General features: G+C 64.4%; 22 protein-coding genes. 11 read left to right on the top strand and 11 right to left on the bottom strand.

Annotated features, from left to right (window positions below):
* The 3 genes from AC5RVG_RS15510 to AC5RVG_RS15500 form a co-directional block, all read right to left on the bottom strand.
* Positions 1 to 717 (bottom strand): cache domain-containing protein, encoded by a 717-nt coding sequence (locus tag AC5RVG_RS15510; RefSeq protein ID WP_494014537.1) that lies wholly within the window; start codon positions 715 to 717, stop codon positions 1 to 3.
* Positions 714 to 1475, bottom strand: a complete 762-nt coding sequence (locus tag AC5RVG_RS15505; protein ID WP_493968499.1) for a FadR/GntR family transcriptional regulator — start codon at positions 1473 to 1475, stop codon at positions 714 to 716. The genes AC5RVG_RS15510 and AC5RVG_RS15505 overlap by 4 nt, the downstream gene beginning before the upstream one ends.
* 641 nt (positions 1476 to 2116) lie before the next feature.
* Positions 2117 to 3295, bottom strand: a complete 1179-nt coding sequence (locus AC5RVG_RS15500) for an RsbRD N-terminal domain-containing protein (RefSeq protein WP_494014536.1) — start codon at positions 3293 to 3295, stop codon at positions 2117 to 2119.
* A gap of 163 nt (positions 3296 to 3458) precedes the next feature.
* Here AC5RVG_RS15500 and AC5RVG_RS15495 point away from each other — a divergent pair, with 163 nt between their 5' ends.
* The 4 genes from AC5RVG_RS15495 to AC5RVG_RS15480 are packed head-to-tail and all read left to right on the top strand — an operon-like array spanning position 3459 to position 9621.
* Positions 3459 to 4781, top strand: coding sequence for an MFS transporter (locus AC5RVG_RS15495; protein WP_494014535.1), 1323 nt, complete (start codon positions 3459 to 3461; stop codon positions 4779 to 4781).
* Between the two features lie 45 nt (positions 4782 to 4826).
* The gene (locus AC5RVG_RS15490) at positions 4827 to 6533 is read left to right on the top strand and encodes a thiamine pyrophosphate-dependent enzyme (RefSeq protein ID WP_494014534.1); all 1707 of its coding nucleotides are present in this window, start codon (positions 4827 to 4829) and stop codon (positions 6531 to 6533) included.
* Entirely contained in the window at positions 6530 to 8341 is a 1812-nt protein-coding gene (locus AC5RVG_RS15485; RefSeq protein ID WP_494014533.1) for an amidohydrolase, read from the top strand. The genes AC5RVG_RS15490 and AC5RVG_RS15485 overlap by 4 nt, the downstream gene beginning before the upstream one ends.
* The gene (locus tag AC5RVG_RS15480) at positions 8338 to 9621 is read left to right on the top strand and encodes a M20 family metallo-hydrolase (RefSeq protein ID WP_494014532.1); all 1284 of its coding nucleotides are present in this window, start codon (positions 8338 to 8340) and stop codon (positions 9619 to 9621) included. Before AC5RVG_RS15485 ends, AC5RVG_RS15480 begins: the two co-directional genes overlap by 4 nt.
* 59 nt (positions 9622 to 9680) lie before the next feature.
* On the opposite strand, the gene AC5RVG_RS15475 is transcribed toward AC5RVG_RS15480, so the two are convergent.
* The 4 genes from AC5RVG_RS15475 to AC5RVG_RS15460 all read right to left on the bottom strand — a co-directional run bounded on the left by AC5RVG_RS15475 (position 9681) and on the right by AC5RVG_RS15460 (position 13895).
* Positions 9681 to 10592, bottom strand: coding sequence for a cation diffusion facilitator family transporter (locus AC5RVG_RS15475; RefSeq protein WP_494014531.1), 912 nt, complete (start codon positions 10590 to 10592; stop codon positions 9681 to 9683).
* Positions 10589 to 11008 carry an ArsR/SmtB family transcription factor gene (locus tag AC5RVG_RS15470; RefSeq protein ID WP_494014530.1) on the bottom strand — a complete coding sequence of 140 codons (420 nt, stop codon included), beginning with the start codon at positions 11006 to 11008 and terminating at the stop codon, positions 10589 to 10591. Before AC5RVG_RS15470 ends, AC5RVG_RS15475 begins: the two co-directional genes overlap by 4 nt.
* 164 nt (positions 11009 to 11172) lie before the next feature.
* Complete coding sequence (locus AC5RVG_RS15465; protein WP_494014529.1) at positions 11173 to 12708, bottom strand: APC family permease; 1536 nt, start codon at positions 12706 to 12708, stop codon at positions 11173 to 11175.
* Between the two features lie 74 nt (positions 12709 to 12782).
* The gene (locus tag AC5RVG_RS15460) at positions 12783 to 13895 is read right to left on the bottom strand and encodes an aminomethyl transferase family protein (protein ID WP_494014528.1); all 1113 of its coding nucleotides are present in this window, start codon (positions 13893 to 13895) and stop codon (positions 12783 to 12785) included.
* 333 nt (positions 13896 to 14228) lie between these two features.
* On the opposite strand from AC5RVG_RS15460, the gene AC5RVG_RS15455 reads away from it, so the two are divergent.
* Positions 14229 to 15263, top strand: a complete 1035-nt coding sequence (locus AC5RVG_RS15455) for a hypothetical protein (protein ID WP_494014527.1) — start codon at positions 14229 to 14231, stop codon at positions 15261 to 15263.
* Positions 15264 to 15340: 77 nt separating this feature from the next.
* Here AC5RVG_RS15455 and AC5RVG_RS15450 read toward each other — a convergent pair whose 3' ends face one another.
* A complete protein-coding gene (locus AC5RVG_RS15450) occupies positions 15341 to 15901 on the bottom strand; it encodes a TetR/AcrR family transcriptional regulator (protein WP_494014526.1) in 561 nt (186 codons plus the stop codon).
* 204 nt (positions 15902 to 16105) lie between these two features.
* On the opposite strand from AC5RVG_RS15450, the gene AC5RVG_RS15445 reads away from it, so the two are divergent.
* The 4 genes from AC5RVG_RS15445 to AC5RVG_RS15430 all read left to right on the top strand — a co-directional run bounded on the left by AC5RVG_RS15445 (position 16106) and on the right by AC5RVG_RS15430 (position 20593).
* A complete protein-coding gene (locus AC5RVG_RS15445; protein WP_494014525.1) occupies positions 16106 to 16618 on the top strand; it encodes a flavin reductase family protein in 513 nt (170 codons plus the stop codon).
* Complete coding sequence (locus AC5RVG_RS15440) at positions 16615 to 18186, top strand: 4-hydroxyphenylacetate 3-hydroxylase N-terminal domain-containing protein (protein ID WP_494014524.1); 1572 nt, start codon at positions 16615 to 16617, stop codon at positions 18184 to 18186. The genes AC5RVG_RS15445 and AC5RVG_RS15440 overlap by 4 nt, the downstream gene beginning before the upstream one ends.
* Positions 18187 to 18231: 45 nt before the next feature.
* Positions 18232 to 19596, top strand: coding sequence for a multidrug effflux MFS transporter (locus AC5RVG_RS15435; RefSeq protein ID WP_494014523.1), 1365 nt, complete (start codon positions 18232 to 18234; stop codon positions 19594 to 19596).
* 181 nt (positions 19597 to 19777) lie between these two features.
* Positions 19778 to 20593, top strand: a complete 816-nt coding sequence (locus AC5RVG_RS15430) for a VOC family protein (protein WP_494014522.1) — start codon at positions 19778 to 19780, stop codon at positions 20591 to 20593.
* 3 nt (positions 20594 to 20596) lie between these two features.
* Here AC5RVG_RS15430 and AC5RVG_RS15425 read toward each other — a convergent pair whose 3' ends face one another.
* Entirely contained in the window at positions 20597 to 21298 is a 702-nt protein-coding gene (locus AC5RVG_RS15425) for a PucR family transcriptional regulator (protein ID WP_494014578.1), read from the bottom strand.
* A 633-nt stretch (positions 21299 to 21931) separates the two neighbouring features.
* Between AC5RVG_RS15425 and AC5RVG_RS15420 the strand changes: the two genes are divergently transcribed.
* Positions 21932 to 23281 (top strand): acyl-CoA dehydrogenase family protein, encoded by a 1350-nt coding sequence (locus AC5RVG_RS15420; RefSeq protein WP_494014521.1) that lies wholly within the window; start codon positions 21932 to 21934, stop codon positions 23279 to 23281.
* A 583-nt stretch (positions 23282 to 23864) separates the two neighbouring features.
* Here AC5RVG_RS15420 and AC5RVG_RS15415 read toward each other — a convergent pair.
* The gene (locus AC5RVG_RS15415; protein ID WP_494014577.1) at positions 23865 to 24056 is read right to left on the bottom strand and encodes a transposase; all 192 of its coding nucleotides are present in this window, start codon (positions 24054 to 24056) and stop codon (positions 23865 to 23867) included.
* 315 nt (positions 24057 to 24371) lie between these two features.
* Here AC5RVG_RS15415 and AC5RVG_RS15410 point away from each other — a divergent pair, with 315 nt between their 5' ends.
* Positions 24372 to 24875: a flavin reductase family protein gene (locus AC5RVG_RS15410; protein ID WP_494014520.1), complete on the top strand. Its 504-nt coding sequence runs from the start codon at positions 24372 to 24374 to the stop codon at positions 24873 to 24875.
* Here AC5RVG_RS15410 and AC5RVG_RS15405 read toward each other — a convergent pair.
* Positions 24836 to 25207: a helix-turn-helix domain-containing protein gene (locus AC5RVG_RS15405; protein WP_494014519.1), complete on the bottom strand. Its 372-nt coding sequence runs from the start codon at positions 25205 to 25207 to the stop codon at positions 24836 to 24838. The two genes, AC5RVG_RS15410 and AC5RVG_RS15405, sit on opposite strands and share 40 nt — an antisense overlap.
* Positions 25208 to 25295 lie beyond the last annotated feature (88 nt).

Genomic DNA, 25295 nt, shown 5'->3' with positions numbered 1-25295 from the left:
CTACTCGGTCGCGCAGATCAACCGCAAGTTCAGGTTAGGTACCTCCAGCGGAAGGAACCCGAACCCTGCGGGCGCGGACTTGATCCGTTCACCGACAATGAAGCGTCCCGAATTGCCCAGGATTACGCGGTTCTGGTCGTTGAGGAGGGCTGCATCGCCCGGAATGCGGCGGACGATCGGGATCAGCTTGTTTTCCAGGTCCCGGACCCGGATGTCGCATCCCGTGACACCGATGAACGTGCCATGGACGTAGGTGGGAACGGCACAGGTGACGATGTATTCGTCGAACCCCAGATAGTCGACGTAGGGTCCGGCGATCGATTGCTGTCCCGTTTTAGCGGCAATGGAGAACCAGGGTAGCTTCTCGTAATCGTAGAAACGATCACCTTCCGGGGCCAGGTCGAAACCGAATTTTTCAATGTTTCCGGAATTGTTTCGGATCCACCATTCCAGGACGCCTTGGGAGTCCTTTATGGCGGACAAGGAGAATATCTCGCCGGCGCCCACAGCAATGTCATGCGAATTTAGGAAAGATTCCGCCATCTCGCCGATGCCCACAATTTTAGTGGGCGACATTTTGCTGCCGGGGGAGACTTTTTCCTCTAGGCGCTGTCCCACCTTCTTGGACGACGTGTGGAGGTCCTGGTAAAGCCCGTTAAGCCATGCCTCGATGGCGGCGGCACTCTCGGCGGCCTGAGAAGTTGCTGGCGCGGTCATGAAATCTCCTGTTCTTCGCCGGCATGGGTGAGGGTCAGCTTGGTATCGATCAAGTGGTAGGTGTTACGGCGGATGTGTTCCAAGACCAAGCGCTGCGCCCTGTCGGGGTCGTCCTCCCGCACTGCGGCCACGATTCCCAAGTGCTCACGCGCGGCGGCCTGGGCATCGAACACGCCTGCCAGCGGAGTCCACAGTAGTTGCCCGACTTCCGATTGCAGCCTGATCTCCTGGCTGGTCAGCCGCGGCGATTGGGCTACCACCGCCAATTCGATGTGGAAGCGGCTGTCGGCCCGCGCTTGGACCTCGGGGGTAGCCGCCTGCTCAAGCCCGCGGGCCAATTGTTCCAACCGGTCCAGGTCCTTGGGATCTGCCCGGTCGCAGGCCAGCCGGGCGGCGGCGGCAGCAACGGCTGTTTGTTCGTCGCCCAGATCGCGAAGGTCGGCGATGGAGGTCTCGCGCAGGTACTGGCGCAGGTTCTCCTCCTGCGTGGCAGGGAACTTCACCACGAAAGTGCCGCCGTTGCGCCCCCGCCGGGTTTCGACCACACCTTGGTCCCGCAGCTCTGCCAAGGCATCCCGAAGGGTCGCGCCAGCGACGCCGAACATCTCTGACAGCTCAGCCTCAACCGGAAGGCGTTCCCCGACCCGCAGCATGCCTAAGGAGATTGCCGTAGAGATCCGGCGGACGATGGCCTCCGATCGTTCCATGTCCGGCAGCGATCGATAGATTTGAGACTGCAGCGCCATTGGTGAAGCCACGGGTTCTTCTCCTAGAAATTCAATCGAGACGCCGGGATCTCCGGTCTGATCTCGAACATTAATATTCTACCCGCTCGACTCAGGAATGACATTAATTGGCGACAGCAATGATCGATGGTTGAGGTTGGCGGGGAGTGCTGGAATACCGAAGTCGATGATGGGTATGCTCAATCTTTAAGAGCTACTACAGGACAATCAATCCGACAACGGGCGAAGTTCTCTTAGAAATACCGGCTGCAAGTGATGAGGATGTCGCGGAGGCAGTGAAGAGTGCTCACGCGCCTTCGAGCCATGGCGCAATACTATGGTGCAGGACCGTGCCGGCGTCCTTTGATGTTTATCAACTCCACTCCGGACCCTCAAGCTGACTTGCCCTTCGGCGGGTCGAGCGCTCCGGCGTCGGCCGCGAGCTTGCTCGTTTCGGCATGGACGGAATCGTTATCAAGAAGCTGATCAAGACACCGCTCCTGTAGCAGCACAGGGTTAAGCTGCCGGCAGCGCTGCTGCGCCAACCGCGTCGGCCGTTCCGCTCAGTCCTTGGCCCGGGTGCTCGTGCTCCACGTGGCCTGAGGGCTCCAGCCATCCGGAGGTATCCCAGGCGTGGCGCGCGCCCGGCCAACGATATTGGCTGTGTCGCTCGATCAGGACCAAGCGACGACGAGGCGGGCGGCCTGCTGGGGGATGGTCACGTCGACACCGACTAATTCCGTGAAGCGACGCAGCCGGTTCATCAGGGTATTCCGGTGGCAGAAGAGCTGGTCTGCGGACTGGGCGATGCTGCCCGTAGAAAGGTAGGACCGTACCGCTTCCACCAGCCGGGCCCGTTCCACCGTTCCGCACCGGCCCAGCGCGGCGTCCACGTCGGGGACGATGGGAACCCCGGTTTCCGAGAGGCGGTGCCGGGCCAGCCTGGCCCAGGCGTTTTGCATCGTGAGGGCCTGCCGATCTCTGTCTTCGGCCAAGGACGCCAGGGCGCGGGCGGTTTGAGCGGCGACGCGTAAATCCGTGAGGCCGCCAACCTGAGCGACAAGGCCGCAGCGGATGTTCTTGATGTGCTCGGTGGTTTCGCGTGCGGCGCTGCCCGGGCGGTCATCGTCTGCCCAGAAGGCGACCAGTCCGTCGGGCAGGGGATGCGTGAATATTTCCGTGCCACGGCGGGAAGCCGAGGCAACCTCCACACGAAGCGCGGCGGCGTCGTCAGTTGTGGCTGCCGCGACAACGAGGGGAGCAGCTTCATCGATGCCGAGCTCGTCGGCGATGCGGGTGAGCGTTTCCGGCGGCGGGTCGACCTGCCCGAATATGGTCGCGACATGTCCTTGCCGCACCGACGATTCCTCCTGGGCCATGCGCTGCCGCTCCGCCATATAAATGGCTTGGGTTTCCGCCGCGTAGGAATCCACCACCTGCCACACCGTTTCGGCCCGGCGCACCAGTAACTCGGCATCGCCCGGATCCGCCAGCGCCATGAGTTCGCCCCAGATCACGGTGAAGTCGATGCGGATTGCGGTCATCAGGGACTCCACGGGGATGCCGGTCCTCGCGCGGGAGACACCAACATCCAATGAAATGCCTTGCCGCTCGGCGATAAGGCGCTCACTGTCGTCGCCGGGGCGAAGGCTCTCAATCAGCGCCTTGAACGAGGCCGCCCCCGTGCGGCGGATCTCGCTGGCCGGCAGCACCCCGTCCCGGTAGTCGTCGAGTTGGAGGATGCGTTCGATGAAGAGGTCCGTCAGCCTGTCCACGGACAGCTGGTCCAGCAGGTAGTTCCAGCGGGCTGCGGAGGCATCATCGTCGTGCCTTTCCATGAGCGGTGCTTCCATGGCGTTTTTACCCCTATCGTGTGCTTTTGCACATCGTAGCCGCGAAAAGCCGCAACGTTTCGTGCGGGTGTGACGCGGCGCACTCTGGGAGGCTGGTGTGCGTCATCGGCGCGTTGTGGCGTCCGGCACAGCGGAACACCTGAACACCCAACACGGAGGAACCATGTCAGAAACCTTGAACCTCGAGGCCGGGGCAACCCGGCAGATCACGGACAAGGAGGCGATGAAGGTTTCCATCGGTGCCCTCATCGGCACCGCCATGGAGTGGTACGACTTCTTCCTGTTCAGCGCGGCGGCGGCGCTGGTGTTCAATGTCCAGTACTTCGCCAACGAGAACGCAACGGCGGCGGCGCTGGCCTCCTTCGCCACCTTCGGCGTCGGACTGGTGGCACGTCCGCTGGGCGGCATGTTCTTCGGGGCGATGGGCGATAGAATCGGCCGCCGCAAGACCTTGATGGTCACCATTGTGGGCATCGGCGTGGTGACCGGTTTCATCGGCCTGCTGCCGACGTACGCCGCCATTGGCATTGCCGCTCCGGTGCTGCTGGTGCTGCTGCGCGTGGCCCAGGGACTGTTTGTGGGCGGCGAGTGGTCCGGCGCCATGACGATTGTGGTGGAGAACGCCCCGCTGGAGCGCCGTGCCCGCTACGCGGCGCTGCCACAGATCGGTTCACCGATCGGCACCATTCTCTCCTCCGGTGGCTTCTTCCTGATGACGCTGTTTTTCTCGCAGGAAACCTTCAACTCCTTCGGCTGGCGCATCCCCTTCCTGGCCGCCATCCCGATGCTGCTGATCGCGCTCTACATTCGCAGCAGGCTGGAAGAGTCCCCGGTCTTCGCCGAGCTACTGGAGCACGACCAGGTGGAGAAGGCCCCGATCCGCACCACCCTGAGAGAGTCCTGGAAGCACATCATCATCGGCATGGCCGCGGCCCTGCTCGGCGTCGGCGGCTTCTATCTAGTCACCGCGTTTGTGGTCTACTACGGCGTGAACATCCTGGGCTACCCCGCCCAGCTGATGCTGCTGGGCGGCATCATTGCCGCCATCGTCGAAATCCCCGTGCTCATCCTGGGCGGCCGACTGGGCGAGCGGTTCGGTGCCAGCCGGGTCATCCTTTTCGGCGGCATCGCCTCCGCCGTGGCCGCGGTGCCGTCCTTCCTGCTGGTGGACAGCGGCAACCACGCGCTTGTGGTCACCGGCATGGTGCTCGCCGTGGCGACGCTCTCCTTCCCGTACGCGGCTTCCGGCACGGTGCTGACCGGTCTGTTCCCGGCACGCACCCGCTACACCGGAGTGGGGTTCGCCTCCAACACCGCCGGCATGCTCTCCGGCTTCGTTCCGCTGCTGGCCACCGGTACCGTAGCCGCCGCCGGAAACCATTGGTGGCCGGCCGCCGCGTTGCTGGTGTTCCTGAGCCTGTTCACCGCCGTGGCCGGTGCGCTGGCGCCGCGCATGAGCGTGAACCTGCCCGGCTTCAAGCACTGATTCCAACGTTCGACGACGAATTTCCTGACGAAGGAGCACCACCCTATGGCCATGTCCGCAGGCCACCTGATTGTTCGACAACTTGAGGCGCACGGCGTCCGGCGCGTGTATTCGGTACCGGGCGAAAGCTTCCTCGATGTCCTGGACGGGCTGCACGACTCGCCGGTCTCAACCGTGGTGTGCCGCCAGGAGGGCGGCGCCGGGTTCATGGCGCTGGCGGAGGGGCGCAAGACCGGCATCCCGGGCATCGCGATGGTCACCCGCGGACCGGGCGCGGCGAACGCGATGATTGCCGTGCATACCGCGTGGCAGGACGCGACGCCGCTGGTGCTCTTTGTCGGCCTGATCCCGGTGGCGGACCGGGGGCGGGACTCGTTCCAGGAGTTCAGCCTGGAGGGTTGGTTCGCGACGACGGCAAAGCGCGTGGTGGTGCTCGACGACGAGCACCGCGCCGCGGAAACGGTGGCCGAGGCGATGCAATTGGCGGTGTCCGGCCGGCCCGGACCAGTGGTCATCGGCCTGCCTGAAGATGTGCTGGTCCGAGCGACCAACGCAGGGGTAGTCCAGCCGCGTGCGTCGGCAACAGCCGTCCCGCCTCCGGCCGCGATGCAGGAACTGGCCGGCCGGCTGGCCGCTGCCGTGCGCCCGCTGATCATTGCCGGCGGCGAGGGCTGGGGCGACGACGGCGGCAAGCTCGCTGCCTGGGCAGCCGAGGCCCACGTACCGGTGGCCGCCGACTGGCGGGCTTACGACGTGGTTCCGCACGGTTCGCCGGCTTGGTCCGGCTGGCTCGGCTACGGCCGGGCGGACACCCTGGCCGCCAGACTGGACGAGGCAGACCTGCTGCTGTTCATCGGTTGCGGCCGGAGCGATGTGCTCAGCGACGGTTACACCAAGGGCTTCGACGCCACGACGGTGCTGGTGCTGCCGGATCCGGATGCAGCCATGCACTCCGGCCGGATTGACCAGCATCTGGCGGTCTCGCCGTCGGCCTTCGTTGGCGCGCTTCCTCCTGCCGCAGCGGTCCGCGGCACCCGGGGCAGCGGCTGGATGGACGCGCTCGCCGCAGACCAGCACCGGTTCGCCACGCCTCGTCCGGACCACAGCCCCGGGGTTGACCTGGGAGTGGCCTTCGGCGTGCTGGAAGACCGGCTGCCGGCGGACAAGGTGGTGACGTACGGCGCCGGTAACGCCACCCTCTGGGGCCACCGCTACCTGACCCACCACGGCGCCGGGTCGCTGATCGGACCGCGCAACGGCGCCATGGGACTGGCCGTCCCGGCGGCCGTCGCCGCGTCGCTGATAGAACCGGACCGGCAGGTGGTGGCCGTCTGCGGCGACGGTGACTTCATGATGAATGCGCAGGAACTGGCCGTGGCGGCGGCGCACGGCGCTGCTCCGCTGGTGATCGTGGTGGACAACGGCATCTACGGCACCATCGTCCAACACCAGCGCAAGCATTACCCGGACCGGCCGTCCGGCACTTCAATGGTCAACCCCGACTTCTCCGACTGGATCCGCAGCTTCGGCGGGCACGGGGAACGCGTCGAAGCGACCTCCGAGTTTGGGCCTGCGCTGGAGCGTGCCCTGGCCAGCGGCCGGCTGGCGCTGCTGCACCTGGTCACGGATCCGCAGACGATGCCGCCGGGCACGGCCAATGCGTCGGAGGAAATCGCAGGCCTGGCTTCACCCGGGCTGGCTGCGCAGGATGGGGCCAAGCCTCTGGCGGCGGCGGTGGAGGGGACACGATGAAACTGGACCTCATCCTGCGCGGCGCCGAAATCCTCACCCTGGAATCGGAGCGTCCCCGCGCCGGCGCCGTCGGAGTGTTGAATGGCCGGATTGTCGGCTTCGATGAGGAGCTTGACGGCTGCACCGCCGCCCGCGAAGTATCGCTGGACGGTGCCGCCGTGGTGCCCGGCTTCATTGACGCGCACTGCCACACCACCTGGTGGGGGCTGGGCCTGGGCGCCGTCGAGCTGGAACAGGCGCGCGGCCTTGAGGAACTGTACGCGCTGCTGGACGCCGAGGTCCGTCGGCTGGAGGACCGGCCGGGCGCCTGGGTCAACGGCACCGGCTTCAACCACAAGCACCACGGCGGGGCCTTTCCGGACATCCGACGGTTGGACGAGATCACGGGCGACCGGCCGCTGTACCTACGGCATGTCTCGGGGCACCTGTCTATCACCAACTCCGCCACCTTGCGCCTGGCTGGCGTCTTCGATCCCGGCTTCAGCGACCCCACCGGCGGCGCCGTGCTCCGCGGCCCGGACGGCTACCCGACCGGCGTCGTCGAAGAATCCGCGCAGCAGCTGATCCAGAACCTGCTGCTGCCGTATCCGGTGGAGCGGATCGTCGAGGCGTTGGACGCGGCGACCACGCGTTACGCGGCCGAAGGGATCACCAGTTTCACCGAGGCAGGCATCGGGGGCGGCTGGATAGGGCACAGCCCGGTGGAAGTGCAGGCGTACCTGAAGGCCAAGCAGGCCGGCAAGCTCCACGCCCGCGCCCAGCTGATGCCCGCGCTCGACTCGCTGCGGCCGCTTGAGGCCAACGCCGCCGACATGCACGGCAGCGGCAACGGACGGGGCCTGGACCTCGGGGCGGTTGCGGGCTTCGGCGACGAATGGGTGTCCCTGGGGCCGGTAAAGGTCTTTATGGACGGCTCATTGCTGGGCGTCACGGCGGCCGTGACCGAGGACTACTGCGGCCACCAGCACACCAGGGGCTACCTGCTGGATTCACCCGAGGCCTACCGTGAACGCGTGGACGCGGCCTACCGGGCCGGCTGGCCGATTGCGCTTCATGCCATCGGCGACGCGGCCATCGATCTGGCCACCGACATCATCATCGGCTGCCAGGAGCGCTACGGCCGGAACCATCTGCCCAACCGGATTGAGCACTTCGGCATCTCGCGGCCCGACCAGCTGGCGCCCGTCGCCGCGGCCGGGATCGCGGTCGCCCCGCAGGCCGCGTTCATCGGCCCGCTGGGCGACCAGTTTGCCGCCTTGGTGGGCCCCGAGCGCGAGGGCTGGCTCTACCGGGGGCGCTCGCTGGTGGACGCGGGCATCCTGGTGGCTGGCAGCTCCGACCTGCCGGTGGCCGATAACAACGTGCTGCGCGCCATGCAGTCCTGGGTGGACCGGCGCACCGAACAAGGACGGATCCTCGGCGGGGCATCCGAGGGCCTCACCGCCGAAGAAGCGCTGCGGACCTACACCGACTGGGCCGCCCGGGCCACGGGCGCGGCCAACGAGAAGGGCACGCTGCGCAGGGGCAAGTTGGCGGACTTCGCGGTGCTGTCCGGCTCCCCGCTCGACGCTGCCGACATCTCCGCGCTCGAGGTCCTTGCCACGATCGTCGGCGGCGAATTCACCTACGACACCTTGGACGCGGGCACGGCTCCCGGCGCGGGCAACGCCTCGCTTCCGGCCCCGAACCCTGCGGGCAACGCCTCGGTTCCGGCCCCCAGCCGCGCCGCCGTCCGTGCCCCGAGCCCGGCGCCGACGTCGTCCGCTGAGTACCTCTTGAACAATCAGACCCTAGGAGTGCCATCATGACCATCACTGCCCCGCAGCAGGCCGGCAAGTCCAGTGACGACGCCGGGTCCTTCCTGCACGACTTCCGCTCCATGAGTACGTTCGGCGCCACGGCCGGCGGGGGAGTGGACCGTCAGGCCGGGACCGTTGCGGACGGGCAGACCCGGAACTGGTTCCGCGGGCTGGTCGAGGGGCACGGTTTCGAGGTCCGCTACGACGCGGTGGGGAACCAATTCGCGCTGCTCGAGCTGGTGCCCGGTGCTCCCTATATCGCCGTCGGCTCGCATCTGGACTCGCAGCCACTGGGCGGGCGCTTCGACGGCGCCTACGGCGTGCTGGCCGGAGCCCACGCGGCGATCCGGCTCAAGCAGCGGCTGGCGGCGGAGGGCACCAAACCGGCGTTCAACATCGCCGTCGTCAACTGGTTCAACGAGGAAGGGTGCCGGTTCAAGCCCTCCATGATGGGCAGCTCCGTGTTCACCGGCAAACTGCCCGCCGAGAAGGTCCTTGCCACCACCGATCCGAACGGCACCACCGTCCGCGAGGCGCTGGAAGCGATCGGCACCATCGGCGACTTTTCCCTGGATATCTCGGCGTACGTGGAAATCCATATTGAGCAGGGCCGGTCCCTGGAGGACGCCGGGCTGACCATCGGCTTGGTCGAATCCACCTGGGGCGCGAACAAATACGAGTTCATCGTGCACGGCGAGCAGGCGCACACCGGCGCCACGGTGATTGCCGACCGGCACGACGCGCTGCTCGGAGCCTCCTCGCTGGTGGTCGCAGCGCGGGAGGTTGCAGACGAGTTCAGCACGGACGAGCATTCCGTCATCACCTCCTGCGGGGAGTTCACGGTCTACCCGAACTCGCCGGTGGTGGTGGCCAACCGGGTGGAGCTGCTCGTGGACGTGCGCAGCACGGACCCCGATGTGCTGGCCGCCGCCGATGCCGAACTGCACCGCCGGGTCGCGGAGATCGAGCGAAGGGCAAGTGTGCGGATCGAACGCGGCGCCGAACACGTCTGGGCGGCGAAGTCCTACGACAAGGCGGGCATGCGGCTGGCCGCCAAGTGCGCGGAGGCGCTGGACCTGACCTACGGAACGGTCCGCACGCTCGCGGGGCACGATTCGACCAACCTGAAGGACGTCGTCCCCACCATCATGCTGTTTGTGCCCAGCGTGGACGGCATCTCCCACAATGAAAAGGAGCTGACCCACGACGACGATCTGCTCGCCGGCGTGGATCTCCTGACGGAGCTGATGGGCCGCGTGGTGGCAGGGGAGTTCGTCCCGGCGCAGTAGCTCGCCCCGTCCGGGAAGGCCCGGCCGGCGTGAGGGCGGTGCCGCGCCGGCCGTGCCGCTCAGTCGTGGCCCGGGTGCTCGTGCTCCACGTGGCCCGCGGGCTCCAGTTGGAAGGTGGAGTGTTCCACGCTCAGCTCGAAGTGTTCGGCCACGCACTGCTGGAGTTGGTCCAGGACCTGCGGGGCGTGACCGTCCACAAAGCAGGAATCCTCGATCACCACGTGCGCGCTGAGTACCGGGATGTTGGAGGAAATCCGCGAGGCGTGCAGGTCGTGGACCGAGATCACGTGCGGCACTTCCAGGATGTGTTGGCGAACGTCCTCGAGATCCAGGCCCTTCGGCACGGTTTCCAGCAGGATGCTGCCCGCCTCGCGGAGGATCTTGACAGTGCGCGGGACGATCAGGACGGCGATCAGCATCGCGGCCAGCGCGTCGGCCTGGGTCCACCCGGTGGTGGCGATGACGACGGCGCTGGCGATGACGGCCACCGACCCGAGGGCGTCATTGACCACCTCCAGGAAAGCCGCCCGCAGGTTGAGGTTCGCATTCCGGCCGGCGCTGAGCACCAGCATGGCAGCGATGTTCCCCAGCAGGCCGATGACGCCGAAGACCAGCAGGCCGCCCGAACTGACTTCGGGCGGGTGGAACAGCCGCTGGAAACCTTCGACCAGCGCGTAGATTCCGACCGCGAGCAGGACCGCGGCCTGGGCTCCGGCGGCCAGGACTTCCATCCGGAGGTACCCCCAGGTGCGGCGCGGCGTGTGCGGGCGGGCCATGAGTGAAGCGGCGAGCAGGGCGATCAGCAGCCCGCCGGCGTCGGTCAGCATGTGTCCGGCGTCCACCAGCAGCGCAAGGCTCCCGGTCAGGAAGGCGCCGACCACCATGGCGACGAGGATGGAGGCGGTGATGGCGAAGGCGATGGCCAGCCGGCCGCGGTGCGTGGGCCCGGCATGGTGGTGGTGTCCGCTCACGCCGACGCCTCCGCTGAAGTCGCCGCTGGGGCCGCTTCCGCGGCAGGCTCCTCCACGGCACCCCGGCTCCCTGCCACAGTCGGACACAGCTCGACGGCGTAGCCGGTGGCCTTCAAGAGTTGCTCGGCTGACGCCAGGGCGGCGAGCAGTTCGGGCTCGGTGGTCAGCGAGTACATCGACGCCCGCCCGACCGGGCGCGAGGTGACCAGGCCGCAGTCGCTCAGGCACGACAGGTGGGCGCTGACCGTGGACTGGGCAAGGCCGAGGTGTTCCGTCAGCTCCCGGACCTTGTGCTCGCCTGTGGTCAGGTGCTGCAGGATGGTCAGCCGGGTGGGGTCCGAAAGGCTGTGGAACAAAGCGGCCGCTGGCGCCAAGTCGCCTGTTCGGCCCGCGGCCCGTTCCCGTTGCATCGTCATACGGCGATGATATCGGTGAAGGGCGAGTTTGTCTCAGCAGGTACGAAGAGCCGCACTGCCCGACGGTTTCCGCGAGACTCGAGTCTTAACAGGAGGAGCGGCCGATTGTCGCGCTGAGCTCGACGATCGACCGCACCTCTTGCGAGTGGGAGGAAGTTCCGGTGCTACTTCTCCCGGGCAATCTCCATCGTTGCGGATTTCGAGCTCAGGGATTGCTCGTGGTCACGCAGCTCCTGGAGTTCTTCTGCTTCTTCCGCGGTGTCTCCGGCGGCGAGGCTGCGGTAGTGGAGCGGCCGGTTCTTGCGAAGCCAGAAACCGAAGGCCAGTCCGGCCGCGCCCGCCACGGGGATGATCCACGGCACGGCGAGCATCTCCGGAGAGTCCTTACCCGTGATGTAGCTGAATGCGCTCAGCTCGATGATCAGGGCGGCCACCAGCAAGACAGTGGCGAGGATCGGCGCGACGGTCGTTTTCCACCAATGGCGCTCGGAGGCTGGCAGCCGGAGGAAGAAACCTACGGCGGAGCCGGACGCAAGGGCTTGCAAGGTAGTTGCTCCGACCGCTCCCAACCCAAACCCAATGGGGGCAATCTCCGTGTACGGGTCGATTCCCACGACGGAGAAGCCAAGGATGATCACAACAGCAAGAGCTGCGAGGATGAGGATGGCCGAACCGGGCGAGTTGTGGCGGTTCTTCCGGCCAAGAATAGCCGGCAGCAGTTCCTCGCGGGCCAGGCTGTTGAGATAGCGGGCCACAAAGTTCGTGGTCGCGAGGGCGCAGGCCAGTTGTGCCAGCAGGGCCAGCAGGCTCAGCGCCCACACGCCAGCCTCGCCCAGGTACGCAGCCGTCGTGGTGAAAACGAAGCCGGCCAGGTCGGCCCCCACCGCCTCCTGCAATCCGTCGACGCCGGTCACGCCGGTCAAGGCCCAGGCTACGAGCGCGAATGAGGCGACCAGGATGATCAGCGCCCCGTAGAGAGCGCGGGGAACGGTGCGTTCCGGGTTCTTCGCTTCGGGGGCATAGAGGGCTCCGGCTTCGAAGGCCTGGAAGCAGAGCATGGCGAATACGAACGCGATCGTCCACTGCCCAACGCTCAGGACATTCGGGGAGAATGCTTCCGCCGGGAACGCCCCGGGCAAGCCCTCCTTGGCGACGATGGCAATCACCAGGGCGGCCAGAATCAGCAGTTCGAGGCCGACAATTACAAAAGTAACCCGTGCGCTCAGGTCGATCTTCCGGTATGCCAACACGGTGACAATCAAAAGTTGGGCAACGAACCAAACCTGCCACGGGGCATTGATGCCGAAGCCAGCCAGGATCTCCTGGTTCACAACGGAGGTCACCGCGTAGATGCCGATGAGCAAGGTCGAATATGTGACTACGGCAATCATCGCGGATCCCACGCCTGTAGGCCGGCCGAGCCCCCGGGCGATGTAGTTATAGAACGCCCCGGGACGCGTGATTCTGCGGACCATTTGGACGTAGCCCACACAGAACAGTCCGATGATCAGTCCGGCGACAACGTACAAAAGCGCTGTTGAGGGTCCGCCGAAGGCCAAGCCCAGCGGGAGCGTGCCGACGACGACGGACAACGGTGTGAGGGCTGCGACGATAAGGACGATGATCTTCGTGGACGTTAACGTCCGCTTTGCGGAGTGCGTTGTTTGCGGCACTTCGCCCGAGTGGGTGGGAATGGACATCGTTGTCCTCCTTTGAACGGGTTGGAAACGGTTTATGGATGTGACTGACCGGGAGCGAAGGCCTTTACCTCCACTTAGCTTCTGACTCGCACGCGTTCCGGGTCGTGCACGGGGGTGGGGCGGACTTCCACGGCAACCCTGCGCTCACCGACACGTATGGTGAGGCGGGTGCCGACTTTGGCGAAGTCCTTTGGCAGCCGGGCGAGGCCGAGCGTGGTTCCGCCCAAGGCAGGAGAAGAGACCGCCATGTTGACGCTGCCGATGGCTTGTTCCTCGGCGTACAGGGCTGCACCGTCCAATTCCTCCGGCGCGGCATCGGACACCACGCTCACCACGCGCAGGGGTGCAGTCTTCTTCCGCTCCCGCAATGCTTCCTGGCCGCGGAAAGGCGACTTATCGAGGTCAACAGTCCATCCCAACCGGCACTCGAACGGCGTGATGTCCGGGTTATAGTCGACGCCGGCCAGCATAAGGCCGGCCTCGATTCGGGCCACCATGAGCGTCTCGCCCGCAAAAGGCACAACCCCCAGATCTGTCTGGGCAAACACAGCCTCATACAACGTCTCCGCGTTTTCGGCGGAGACCATCACCTCATAGCCGAGTTCGGCGGTGAAACCCAAGCGGAAGATGTCGACCGGAACGCCTGCCACCTTAGCGTCCGACAACAGGGAGTAGTAAGGGAGTGCCTCGTTGCTCAGGTCAGAGTCGGTGAGCCGCTGGAGCAGCGCACGGCTGTTGGGCCCCTGGACCGAGAGGACGGCGAAGTCCTCCCTCCGTTCCCGCACGGTGGTCCCCGCCGGTGCGGCAGCCCGGAGTGCGTCGGTGACGTCCGGGTTGCCGCCCATGACCACGACTCTGTCAGCGTCGAGCACGCTCACAGTTACGTCATCCACCATGCCGCCGTCATCGGCCACGATGACGCCGTAGGCAACCCGGCCCACACCGATCGCGTGCGCATCGCGGGAAAAGAGCGAGTCGACAACGGTACGCGCCTCGGGGCCCTCGACGAACCACTTGTAAAGCATGGAGTAGTCCTGCGCGACGACGGTGTTCCGGAGCGCACGGTACTCGGTGTCCAGGCCTGCGACCGCCGTTGGCATCCTGTAGCCCATGACCTCTTCCCACTCGGTCACGTCCTCTTCGTACAGCGGGCTGAACGCCGTGCGGCGGAGGTTGTCGGTCATCATGGCTTACGTTCCTTTTCAGAAGGTTGGTGCGACTGCTTTCGATCAACCCAATCCAATGATCGGGCATCATCCTTCGTTTTAATATGACACAGGTGCTCGTAAAGTGTATAGGGGTAAGCCGCACGCTTTAGTCTGCTCCTCGCCGGGGCCTGCAGTACTAGTGCACCGAGCACAGAAGAATCAGCGATTTCTGGCTCCGATGGACATATGGCGTGCCGCACCGATTGCCTAAAGTGCTTGCAACCCTCAGCACGGTTGTGCTCCGGAGCTAATGAGATGTGAGACGTCCTTGTCCCGGCGCTGAGCATGACCGACTGAATATCGACTGATTGGATGGACGCAGTGGACAATCCTCGCTATCTCGTTTTCGGCCTCGGGGCCGTCGGCACAGAAGCAGTGAGCTCACTTCTTCGGGATGGGGCCGAAATTGTTGGTGCCTTCACGCGCGCCAGCCATGTGGGGGAGGACGTGGCCGAAGTCCTTGGAATGCCGCCCTGCGGCGTGCGGGTGCAAGCGGCGGGGGACTTCCGGGCAGTGCCCGGCATGGCTGACATCGCGTTGTTCTTTACGACGACGGCGCTCACCGACCTGCTCGGCCCGGCGAAAGAGTGCTTGGCCAGCGGCATCAACGTGCTGACCATCGCTGAAGATGCAATGTACCCGTGGGACTTTGACGCAGCCACGGCCGCCGAGCTCGACGCCGCAGCCATCGCTGGGAACGCCACCCTGGTCGGCACTGGTGTCAATGAAGTCGCGATGGCTCAGATACCGGCGATGTTGGCGGGCATCGTTCCGGGCGTAAACCAGATAGAAGTCGAGTGCGTAGGCGACTTTGGAGCTTTCGGAGCTGAACTGCTGTCCTTCCTGCAAATCGGAGTCGACCCGGCTGATTTCAAGCCGGGGACCGGTGGTGGCCAGGACGTCATTTCCCGACAGTGTGCCCACATGATTGCCGGCGTCATCGGTACGGAGGTGGTGACCGAGAGTATCTCCGTGGAACCGACAGTTGCGGCTTCGCCGATGAGAGTAGCAGCGCTGGGGGGCGACTTCCCGGCCGGGGTGGTCAGTGGATCACTGGAAAAGACTGCCGTTGCCACTGTTGCCGGTGTTGACATCGAAGTCCGCTTAATCGGGAAGGTGTTCGAAGCGGGAGACGAGGAGTATGCGCTGGCCACCGTACACGCTCCCTTGCTGGCCGAGCCCATCGCGCTCCGAATCAGCCCACTGCCCGGGGTGGCATGCACTGCAGGCATTGCGCTAAGCCGGGTCCCCGATGTTCTTTCCGCTCCGGCCGGATATCTGCGCGCGGAGAAGTTGCCAATCCTGAGGTTTCGGGCCCCGCTGGCCTTCCAAGCGTCGGCCGGTTAGTAGAGCGACCCCGCCCGAGATTGGGTGGCCGGCAACGCCGGGAGCGCGTCTGCGCGGCTTCCGGCGGTGCTTGCCGCTTAAGCCGGGGCGATGATCCGGCGCAGAAGTGGCTCCACGTCAGAGGCAAAGAACATGGCGTCCTCCATGACCGACTGCAGCAGGATGCCTTCCAGTGTGTAACCCAGCAATGCCGCCGTCTGCCGGTCGCAGTACGGGGCAACGACCTGGTCCATCCGCCACTCCCGGATTTCCGGCCGCAGTGCCGCACGGTGCAGCGTGCTCAGGTACAGTCCGTACTCCAGCACCAGCTGCTGATGCTGCCGGACGGTGACTTCCTCTATAAGGCGAGCCAATCCGCCTGCGAGTCCGTGCGCCCCGACAAGGGGTTTGAGGATCTCGTGGAAAGACCGCTCGTTGCGCTCGCGGATCACCCGGATGGTCGAGACCAGCAGGTCGTCCTTATCGGTGAAGTAATACGTAGTGGACCCCAGAGGGACTTTCGCTGTATCGGCAACCGCTCGGAAGGTCAGTGCGTCCACGCCGTGCTCGGCGACGACCCGGGCCGCGGCTTCTATGATTCGCTGCCGTCGCGCGGGGTCATTGGGGCGGCGTCGCCCCGTGGTCGAAGAAACAGTCACATGGTAACTGTACATACCTGCGCCCCCTACGTCGGAGAATCACGCGCATTCCGGAAAGTGTGTACAAGCAACTGGCGAGATGACGGACCGTTTCCGGGTTCTCTAGCTGACCATCCGGCCCAGTAATCTGCATCATTACGCGTTCCTTAAAATAAATCCCAAACCTCTTGTATTAACTCTGTGAGGTGCCTAACATCTTCAAGTATGTACAAAGGTACGCAAACGCTAATCAGGGAAAAAGTCTTGGACCCGATGGAATTCCGCCGCACGCTGGGGAGCTTCGCCAGTGGTGTTGTAGTCGTCACCACGGTCACTGAGGACGGTGAAGTCCACGGCATGACCGCTAACGGCTTCGTGTCAGTTTCACTCGACCCACCGCTGGTGCTGGTGTCAGTGGGAGAAAGAGCCAAGATGCATGGGCACCTTAACCACCGCCCGCGCTACGGCATCAGCGTGCTGGCGGAAGACCAGTTGGATATTGCCTCCCACTTCGCCGGCAAACCCGGGAAGACGCTGCCGCAGTTCACATGGGAAGACGGCATGGCCCTGGTTGACGGAGCCGTTGGCTACTTGTCCTGCAGCATCGTGGACCGTCACCGAGCCGGCGACCACACCCTGTTCATCGGGCACGTCCATCGACACAGCCACAACGGCGGCGCCCCCCTCACCTTCCATGCCGGCCAGTTCGGCGCCCTCGCGAAAGGACCCACTTCATGACCATCGTCAACGAATCCACCGAAACCGCCGCCGTCGCTCCGGCCTCGACAGGACGGATGCAGACGGGCGACGAGTTCCTCGAAAGCCTCCGCGACGGACGCGAGGTCTGGATCTATGGCGAGCGTGTCGACGACGTCACCACCCACCCGGCCTTTCGGAACTCGGCGCGGTCGCTGGCTTCACTGTTCGATGCACTGCATGACCCCGAGACCCGCGACCGCACCACCGCGCCGACAGACACTGGAAACGGGGGACTTACGCACCCCTTCTTCAAGTACGCCCGCACCAAGGATGACCTGCGCGCCAGCCGCGAGGCCATCCGGACCTGGCAGGAACTGGTCTTTGGCTGGATGGGCCGCACGCCGGACTACAAGGCCTCGCTGATCACCGGGCTGGGCGCCAACCCCGAGTACTTCGGCGAGTTCGCCGACAACGCCCGCTACTGGTACAAGGAAACCCAGGAACGCGTGCTGCACATCGGCCACGCCATCGTGAATCCGCCGGTAGACCGCTCCCGCCCCGCCGAGGAAGTCAAGGACGTCTACGTCCACGTGGAACGGGAAACCGACCAAGGCATCATTGTCAGCGGGGCCAAGGTGGTGGCTACCGGATCCCCGACCACGCAGTATGTCTACGTCTCCCACGCCGGGGCCCCGCTGAAGGACAAATCCCTCGCCATCACCTTCCTCGCACCGACCAACGGCAAGGGAATCAAGATGTTTTCCCGCGCCTCCTACGAATCAACGGCGGCCCGGGCCGCGAGCCCCTTCGACTACCCGCTGTCCTCCCGGCTGGATGAGAACGACGCCGTACTCATCTTTGACCAGGCGCTGATCCCCTGGGAGAACGTGTTGATCTACGACACGCAGCGGATGGCCGAGTTCGACACCGTCTCCGGCTGGGAAGGCCGGGCCGTCCTTCAGGCCTCCACCCGCTTCGGCGTCAAGCTCGACTTCTTCGTCGGCGCACTGAGCAAGGCGCTGGAAATCACCGGCGCCGGTCAATTCCGCGGCGTGCAGGCTGCCCTGGGCGAAGTGATCGGTTACCGCCATGCCGTCAACGCCCTGCGCGATGGCATGATCGAGAACGCCACCCAGGGCTGGGGCGATGACCTTGTTCCCAACCGGGCATACGGGTGGGCCTACGCCTCCATGGCGTCCTCCATGAACCGGCGCATCCGCGAAATCATCGAGACGGTGGTTGCCTCCGGTCTGATTTACCTGAACTCAAACGCGGTGGACTTCCAGACCCCCGAGATGCGCCCGTACCTGGACCGCTACCTGCGCGGCTCCAACGGGAAGACCGCCTTGGACCGTTCCAAGACCATGAAGCTGCTGTGGGATTCGATCGGCTCGGAGTTTGGCGCCCGGCACGAACTTTATGAGCACAACTACTGGGGCCAGCCCGAGCTCTGCCACCTGACACTCAACGAGTCGGCACAGCAAGACGGCACGCTCGATCATGCGCGTTCACTCGTAGAGAGGTGCATGGACCAGTACGACCTCAATGGTTGGACCAGCGACAAGCTCTTCTCGCCCAATGATGTGAACTTCATCAGCCAGCGCTGAGCCAGCTGCCTCCTCCGGCCCCGGCCGCAAGAGGCATGACAGCGGATGCGAAGACGGCGGTGCCGCCGAGGGAATTTCACCCCGGCCGCGGCACCGCCGTCGGTGTTTTACGAGCAGAAAGGACGATCAGTCGTGCCCAAAAACCCGCAGCTTCCTGCAGTCGGCGAACCCGCGCGGGAGGTGGCGCCTGGTAGCCCGGACGTTGGAAGAACCACGGCCGGGTCCCTTACGTTTCCGCCGACCCCGTTCCTCGTGGTTGTGTTGGCCGCAGTCTCCGCCGTGCCCCAGCTGGCGATCGACATGTATCTTCCCGGGTTTCCCGAGCTGGCCCGGGAGCTGGATGCGGCGCCGTTTGCCGTGCAACTGACACTCACGGCTTTCCTGATTGGTTTGGCCGGCGGACAGCTGATCATTGGTTCTCTGTCCGACCAGTTCGGTCGACGATCATTATTGCTGGCAGGCTCGGCAGTCTGTGCGCTGGCGACGGCGATGTGCGCCCTGGCACCCACCGTCGAGTTGCTGATCGCCGCACGGTTTCTGCAAGGGGTGTCCGGAGCGGCAGGCGTCGTCCTGGCCAGGGCTGTACTGGCAGACCGTTCTTCCGGGCGCCAAGCCGCCCGGCTATTTTCCCTGATGATGGCCATCCAAGGTCTGGCCCCGATCGTTGCGCCGTTGGCGGGGGGAGCGGTAGTCCCGGTCCTTGGTTGGCGTGGAGTGTTCTGGATCCTCACGGTCCTCACCGTGGTGCTGTGGCTGCTGGCGTTGCTGTTCATCCGAGAGAGCCTGCCGCTCGAGCAGCGGCGGGCCGGAGGCGTAAGCGAGTTGGTGTCGCTGATTAAAACAGTCATGCAGAACCGCGCCTACATGGGGTATTGCCTTGCCGTGGGCTGTGGCTTGGGTGCCTTGTTCTGCTACATCGCCGCGTCGCCGTTTATACTCCAGGAGACGTTCGGGCTCGGCGCGGGCTGGTTCTCCATCATTTTCGCCGCCAATTCCGGTGGTCTTGCCCTGGCAAGCCTCATAAGTGCCAAACTTGTCAGCCGGTTCAGCCCTGCCACGGTTATGCTGCTGGGGCTGGCGCTCATGCTGGGAGGGTCGATGATCTATGCCTTCCTGGCGCTCACCGGCAGCTCGGGTCTTTGGGCCACGGTGCTGCTGTTTTTCCTCGTCGTGAGCAGCCTGGGACTTGTGTTGGGCAACGCCACGGCGCTCGCGGTCGAACAGATCCCGCACGCTGCGGGTACGGCGATGGCGGTCATCGGAGCAGCGGAATACTCAATTGGCGCGGCGGCTGCTCCGCTCGTGGGCCTCGGCGGAGACGACTTGCAGATTTCGCTGGGTGTCGGCCTGCTCGCCTGCACGCTCGTCGCTGCTGCTGGAGGCTGGGCCGCCGGTCGGCGACGCCCCTGACCAAGGCGTCCAGTACGGTCCTTCCGACGCCGCCACGGGAGGCGCAGACCATCACGCGGTCCTTCCGACGCCGCGACGGTGCAGAACATCATGCGGTCCTTGCCCAGCGAAAACTTAGATGCCGGTTCCTAGTCCAGGCCCACTTCTGCGGAGCCGGATCAAGATGCGGCATACTCGAACTGTGCACACAAAGATCTCAACCTGCCGATTGGCGGGGCTGGAGTTGGTCAGCTCCGACCCGGCCGCCAGTTCTGATTTCTATGCCTGGCTGATCGGTTCAACGGACGTCGATGCCGGTGCGTGGGACGCGGCCGCAATGCTGCGGGGGCGTGGCATCTTCGCTGTGACGGAGCAGCATGCGGACGGACCGAACTCCGGTTGGATCCCCTTCTTTCACTTGGCTGACGCCGTAGCGGCAGGAAGCCGCTCCGCCGCAGCCGGGGGAGCGGTGCGAAGCATCGTTCTTCCCGGCGGCGATGAGCGTACCTACGTGGTGGACGGCCAGCAGGTGTGGACGGGTATTGCAGACGCCGGTTCAGTGAGCGGGTCGGGCGTCGGCCAAACGAACGTGGATTACTCGACGAAAAACACACGGTCAGCCGCCGACTACTACCAGTCTGTTCTGGGTGTGGACCGGTTGGACGTGGTCGATGATCCTTACGACTTCCGACTGCTTTACGATGACCGTCGGATCGTGGCAGGTTTCGTACAGTTCGGCGGCTACTTCATGGAGGCGGGAGAATCGGGCTGGCTCGTCTACTTCGATGTTGCCGATGTGGACCTCGCCGTCGCAAGGGCGGTTGAGGCAGGTGCCCGGATCATTGTGCCCGCCAACAACAGCACGATGAACCGCTATGCGGTGCTACGCGATCCCTTTGGCCAGACGTTCGGGCTCAGCCGCTACTACGAGCCCGATGACAGGATCCCGGTGACGGTGGAAGCTGGGGGTATCAGGGGTTTGCTTGACGACTTTGTCGACTTGGGCGGGCTTGGGTAGGGACTACAGTTCCTGCAGGCCGGTCAGGGCCTGAAGCGCAAGCCACAGGTTGGTGATGTGGCGAGTCGACGCGACGTCGTAACCCAGCAGGTCATGGATCTGCCTTAAGCGGTACCGAAGCGTGTTGCGGTGTATGAATAACGCCTCAGCAGTCTCCGCAAAGGAACGGTTCGAGGACAGGAAGGCCTGCAGCGTGGCTACCAGTTGCGTTCCATGACCGGTGTCGTAGTCGATCAATGGTTTTAGCGAGGACGCGGCTAAATCCGACAACGGGAGTGTGGTGTTGGTCAGCACGAGCAGTTGGCCAAGGTCCACGATCTCGGGCCGCCGGACTCCCGTTCCACCGGACGCTGCCGACAAAGCCTCGAAGTAGCCTGCCCGGATGCCTGCAGCGCCGGTATGGACAGAACTGACTCCCACGGACCCGTCGGAGCCCACCTCCTGCATGTGGCTTAATAATGACGCGGCAATCCGGTCCACCATGGGATCTTCGGGTACGAGCATGAGGATGCGACCGTCGACGACGACCCGAACAAAGGGCTCATGCTGGTTACTCAGCAGAGTATGTATGTTCCAGGGCACGGAGAGCAGTCGTTCGCGGCGCATGTTCGCTTGGCCCAGTAGCACGCGGTAACGGGATTCGGGATCAAAACCAATGCTGCGGAGCCGGCTCCGGGCTTCCGCTTCCGAGACGCGGTGCTGGATCAGGTCGTCAATGACATGCTGCGTGAGTTCGCGTTTCCCGTCCTGGCGGGCGCGCAACCGGCCAATCTCCAGGGTCACCAGGTCAACGGCCGCTGCCAGGAGTCGTCTCGGGGGTGTTGGCTCGTGGACGGCAAGAATCGCGACTGCCTCATTGTCCACGAAGACACGCGCCGCTGCGACCGGCAGGGCGGAATCGGGACCGAGGCTCGCCTCCAACACCAGGGGGTAATTCCAGATGGTACGTGACGGTGAAGCAGCCAGGGTGTTGCCGTTGATATCGAACAGCGCACTGTCGGCACCCAGGGCCTGCCGCAGCGCCGCGACGATGCTTTGCAGTCCGCCCTGACGCGCGGCACGGATCAGAGTCCAGACGCCGGATTCGCCCGCGCCTTGGTCCAAAGCTGTACTCGCCTGCTGGGCAGGACGCACGGCATGTTGGCCTAGGTCAGCAGGAGGGTCTTCAGTTTTTCCAGACACCGACGCATCCATCTTCTGTGTTCCACGCACTGCCAGGGCAGCACCTCGTCGAACAAATTGTGCTTCAGGCACCATCTCGGAGTCAATGATTGTCAGCGCCGGACATTGTTTGTGACGTCGCGCACTCCCAGACTTGAGGGAAAGTCACATCCCGTGATGCGCAAGGAGATCGCTATGACACGAGCATTTGTCGCCACAGCCCCCGCCCAGTCGGCATCGGAGCAAACAGCTGCCAAACTAGCAGTGGCCACCGGAGCATCGGTCGAGCCGGGCTTGGCCGGACCGTTCAGCCTTCAAGTTCCAACAGAGAAAGACCCGCGGATTCGGTACGAGCTCGAACGGCTCCTTGAACGCGCCCGTGAGATTCGCTCAAAGCTGCGGGAAGCGCAGGCCCAAACGGAAGTCGATGGACAATACTCGCAGGAAGTGCATGAGTACTTTCTGGAGCATGGTTTCTATCGGATGCTCCAGCCACAAATGTTCGGGGGCTTGGAGTTGGGGGTTTCGGCCTTCTACCAGGTGATCGCCGAGGTAGCGCGTGGCTGCCCTTCAACTGCTTGGTGCCTCTCGTTGTCCTCGGGCCATGCTCTGACTCTGGGATCATTCTTCGAAGAGCGGGCTCAGCGCGAGGTGTTCGGCGCCCACGGACACATCATCTGTCCGGCCAGCGGCAACAGTCAGAACACAACAGTGGAGCGCGTGGACGGCGGCTGGGAAGTCACCGGGTTCTGGCGGTACTGCTCCGGGGCGCCGTACTCCACCCACTTCATGGCCACGGCCTTCCTTCCCGGCTTGCAGCCTGACGACCCCGAACGACGGGTCTGGATGATTCTGCGGAGAGAGGACTACGAAGTCCAGGACGACTGGGGCCGTGTCATCGGAATGCGCGGTTCGGGATCGAACAGCATCAAGGCGGAGAAAGCCTTCGTCCCCGATTACTGCATCTCGGAGGAAAAGTGGACCGCCTCCAACCTGGGCGAAACCGCCGGGTCGAAGCTGCACAACAACCCGGTCTATGCCGGGACGTTCTTCGGGTTTGCCGAGGGTGAGGTCGCCTCCACGTCCGTCGGGCTGGGCTACGCGGCGGTCGACGAGTTCGAAAAAATCATCATGAAGACCCGGCATCCGTGGATCAAAGACGGGTCCATACGCGGAGATTATGAGGAATGGCAGCGCGTCCTGGGTATGGCCATCTCGTACGTCGACGGGGCGCAGTCCATTCTGGTCAACAGCTCCCGGCTATACGAGGAATATGCTGCACGGTCGGCCGCCGGCATCGAAGCATTTGATGAATCACGTTCGATGAGGCTGAACGGCGTGTACTTCGTGGTTGAGGAGTTGGTCTGGAAGGCCGTCGAACTGATGTTGCGCAATGCCGGCAGTCAGAACAGCGCGGATGGCGCCCCGTTGCAGCGCTACTTCCGGGACATACTGACCACCAGAACCCGCACCGACACCTTCGAGTTGTTCTCCGTCAACACGGGCACCTCGCACCTCCGCGCCTGACCAGCCCAGCCAACTTTTGTCTTGTCCCGCCCCTGCTCCTTGGGCGGGACAAGACGCGTTTAACGGGCTGACTGACCGGTCATCCTAAGTTTGGGTTATAGGCCAAAAAGTGTGTCGGGCTCGGGTGTGTCATGTTCTGATGGCTCATCCTGAGCGTGCACGGAGGCCTTCTTCCGCAATGGCCGCGGTATCGAATAGGGCCGGTCCGAGCGGTCGTTCTTCGATTTCTCCCATTGTGGTTGTCACCGGTTCGTTTCGGCCGGATCAGTTTCCAGGGCGGTCCAGGGTTCTCGCTGCGCTGGTAGAGGTACCACTCGACGGCGCGTTTACGGTGCTCTGCCGGCAGGCCGCGGTGGTTGCGCAGCAGGTGGCGGGTTCCGGCGTTGATGCCGCCCCCGACGCGGTTGGTGGTGGAAGCGATCTGCAGGGTGGCCGGGTCGGCGTGCAGGTAGGTGAAAAGCACTTCCTGGCGGACGCAGCGGGCCATCAACTGGTAGGCGCGGCGGAGCCGGTAGTGGGTATACCACCAGGTTTGGTTCGTCGAGGCGTGCCGGGGCGCGGGACCGATTCCGCGGACGCAACGTCAGCAGCACGCGGACGAAAGCGGGACATGCACCAGACAACGCTGGACCCTGGTTTCGGGCCAGGTCCGTTTCAGTGCTGAAGCAAGGCCGGTGCCTCCATCGACGATCACGGCGCGCGGTGCTGGACACTTTTCCAAAAGTGCAGTCCAGGCTGCGGCTTTCTCGGTGTCGCACCACTGCCAGCCGATCACATGACCGCCGGCGATCGCGATCAAGCAGCACCAGCCGCCGGAGAGGCAGATCCCGTCGAGCTGGAGTGGACGGTGGCCCGGACCCGGAGTATGCCAAACCGGATTTAGCCGCACCGGCACGGGAAGCAGGCGCTACCGGCCACACATCAATGGGCTATAACCCCCAGGGTTTCTGAGCTTGTGCACGGGGCACAACGATCAGGGGTTTATCTGTCGAAGGCTACATCGCTTGGCATAGCCGCCAAGTACAAACTTGAGATAACAAGCAAGCACGTCCCTCAGTCAGAGGAGCAGGAGTAAACCATGACAGCTAGCATGACCGATCAGAGCATTAACTTCCGACAGGATGCCTTGAGGGCGGACGCGAAGCAGGTCTTTGCCCAGTTCCCCAGCGGCGTAGTGGCCGTCTGCGCGGTCCTCGAGGGGGGCAACGCCGGCTTCGCCGCTTCATCCTTCCAGGCGGTGTCCTGGGACCCAGCCTTGGTTTCCATTTGCGTCCAGAACGACAACAACACCTGGAATGCTTTGCGGTCCAGTGAACGGATCGGGATTTCCATCCTGTCAGAAGACCAGGGTCCGCTGGCTTGGCAGTTGTCATCACGGAGCCGGGACCGTTTCGACGGAGTGCAGACCCGGGCTTCCTCGGGCAGTGCCCTCTTTATCGATGGCGCAGCCGCCTGGATGGAGTGTTCCATCCATCAAGAGATTCCGGCTGGAGACCACACCCTCGTCTTGTTTTCGGTGCATCACCTGGGCACCGCAGACCAGCCGCCCATGGTCTACCATCGGCAGTCCATCGGACGTATCGTCGCCGCCTGACTGTTCAAGGGCGATCGGAAACGGCTTGGTCCCGTCAGCACATGAGCTGGCGGGACCAGACCTTTGGAATCGCGCTTGAGCCGAGCTAGACGGTGGAGGGCCGTTGTCTGGAGTGGTCCTTGAGCCGCGGCCAGATCCCGGAGCGTACTCAGGGTCGGGTTGCCGGAGCCTGACTCTATCTGCGACAGCGTGGCCTTCCCGATGTCCGAACGCTCCGACAGCTGTGCCGCTCGCGCAATTGGCGGACGTTGCGGGCGAGGTTGGCGCTCAGGTCGGGTTTCATGGCTCCTTGTTGTCCCAGGCAGAAGATGTATCGGAATGAAGTACTCCACCAACGACGGCGCCGGCTGCCATTGCTATCGAATAGCAGCCGGCGCGATCAATGGTGCTGCCGGAGCCCGGGGGTCATGTTGCGTGTTT

This window comes from Arthrobacter senegalensis, from assembly GCF_059091765.1.
The sequence above is the reverse complement of the archived record's forward strand: the minus strand, read 5'-3'. Positions and strand labels throughout refer to the sequence as shown.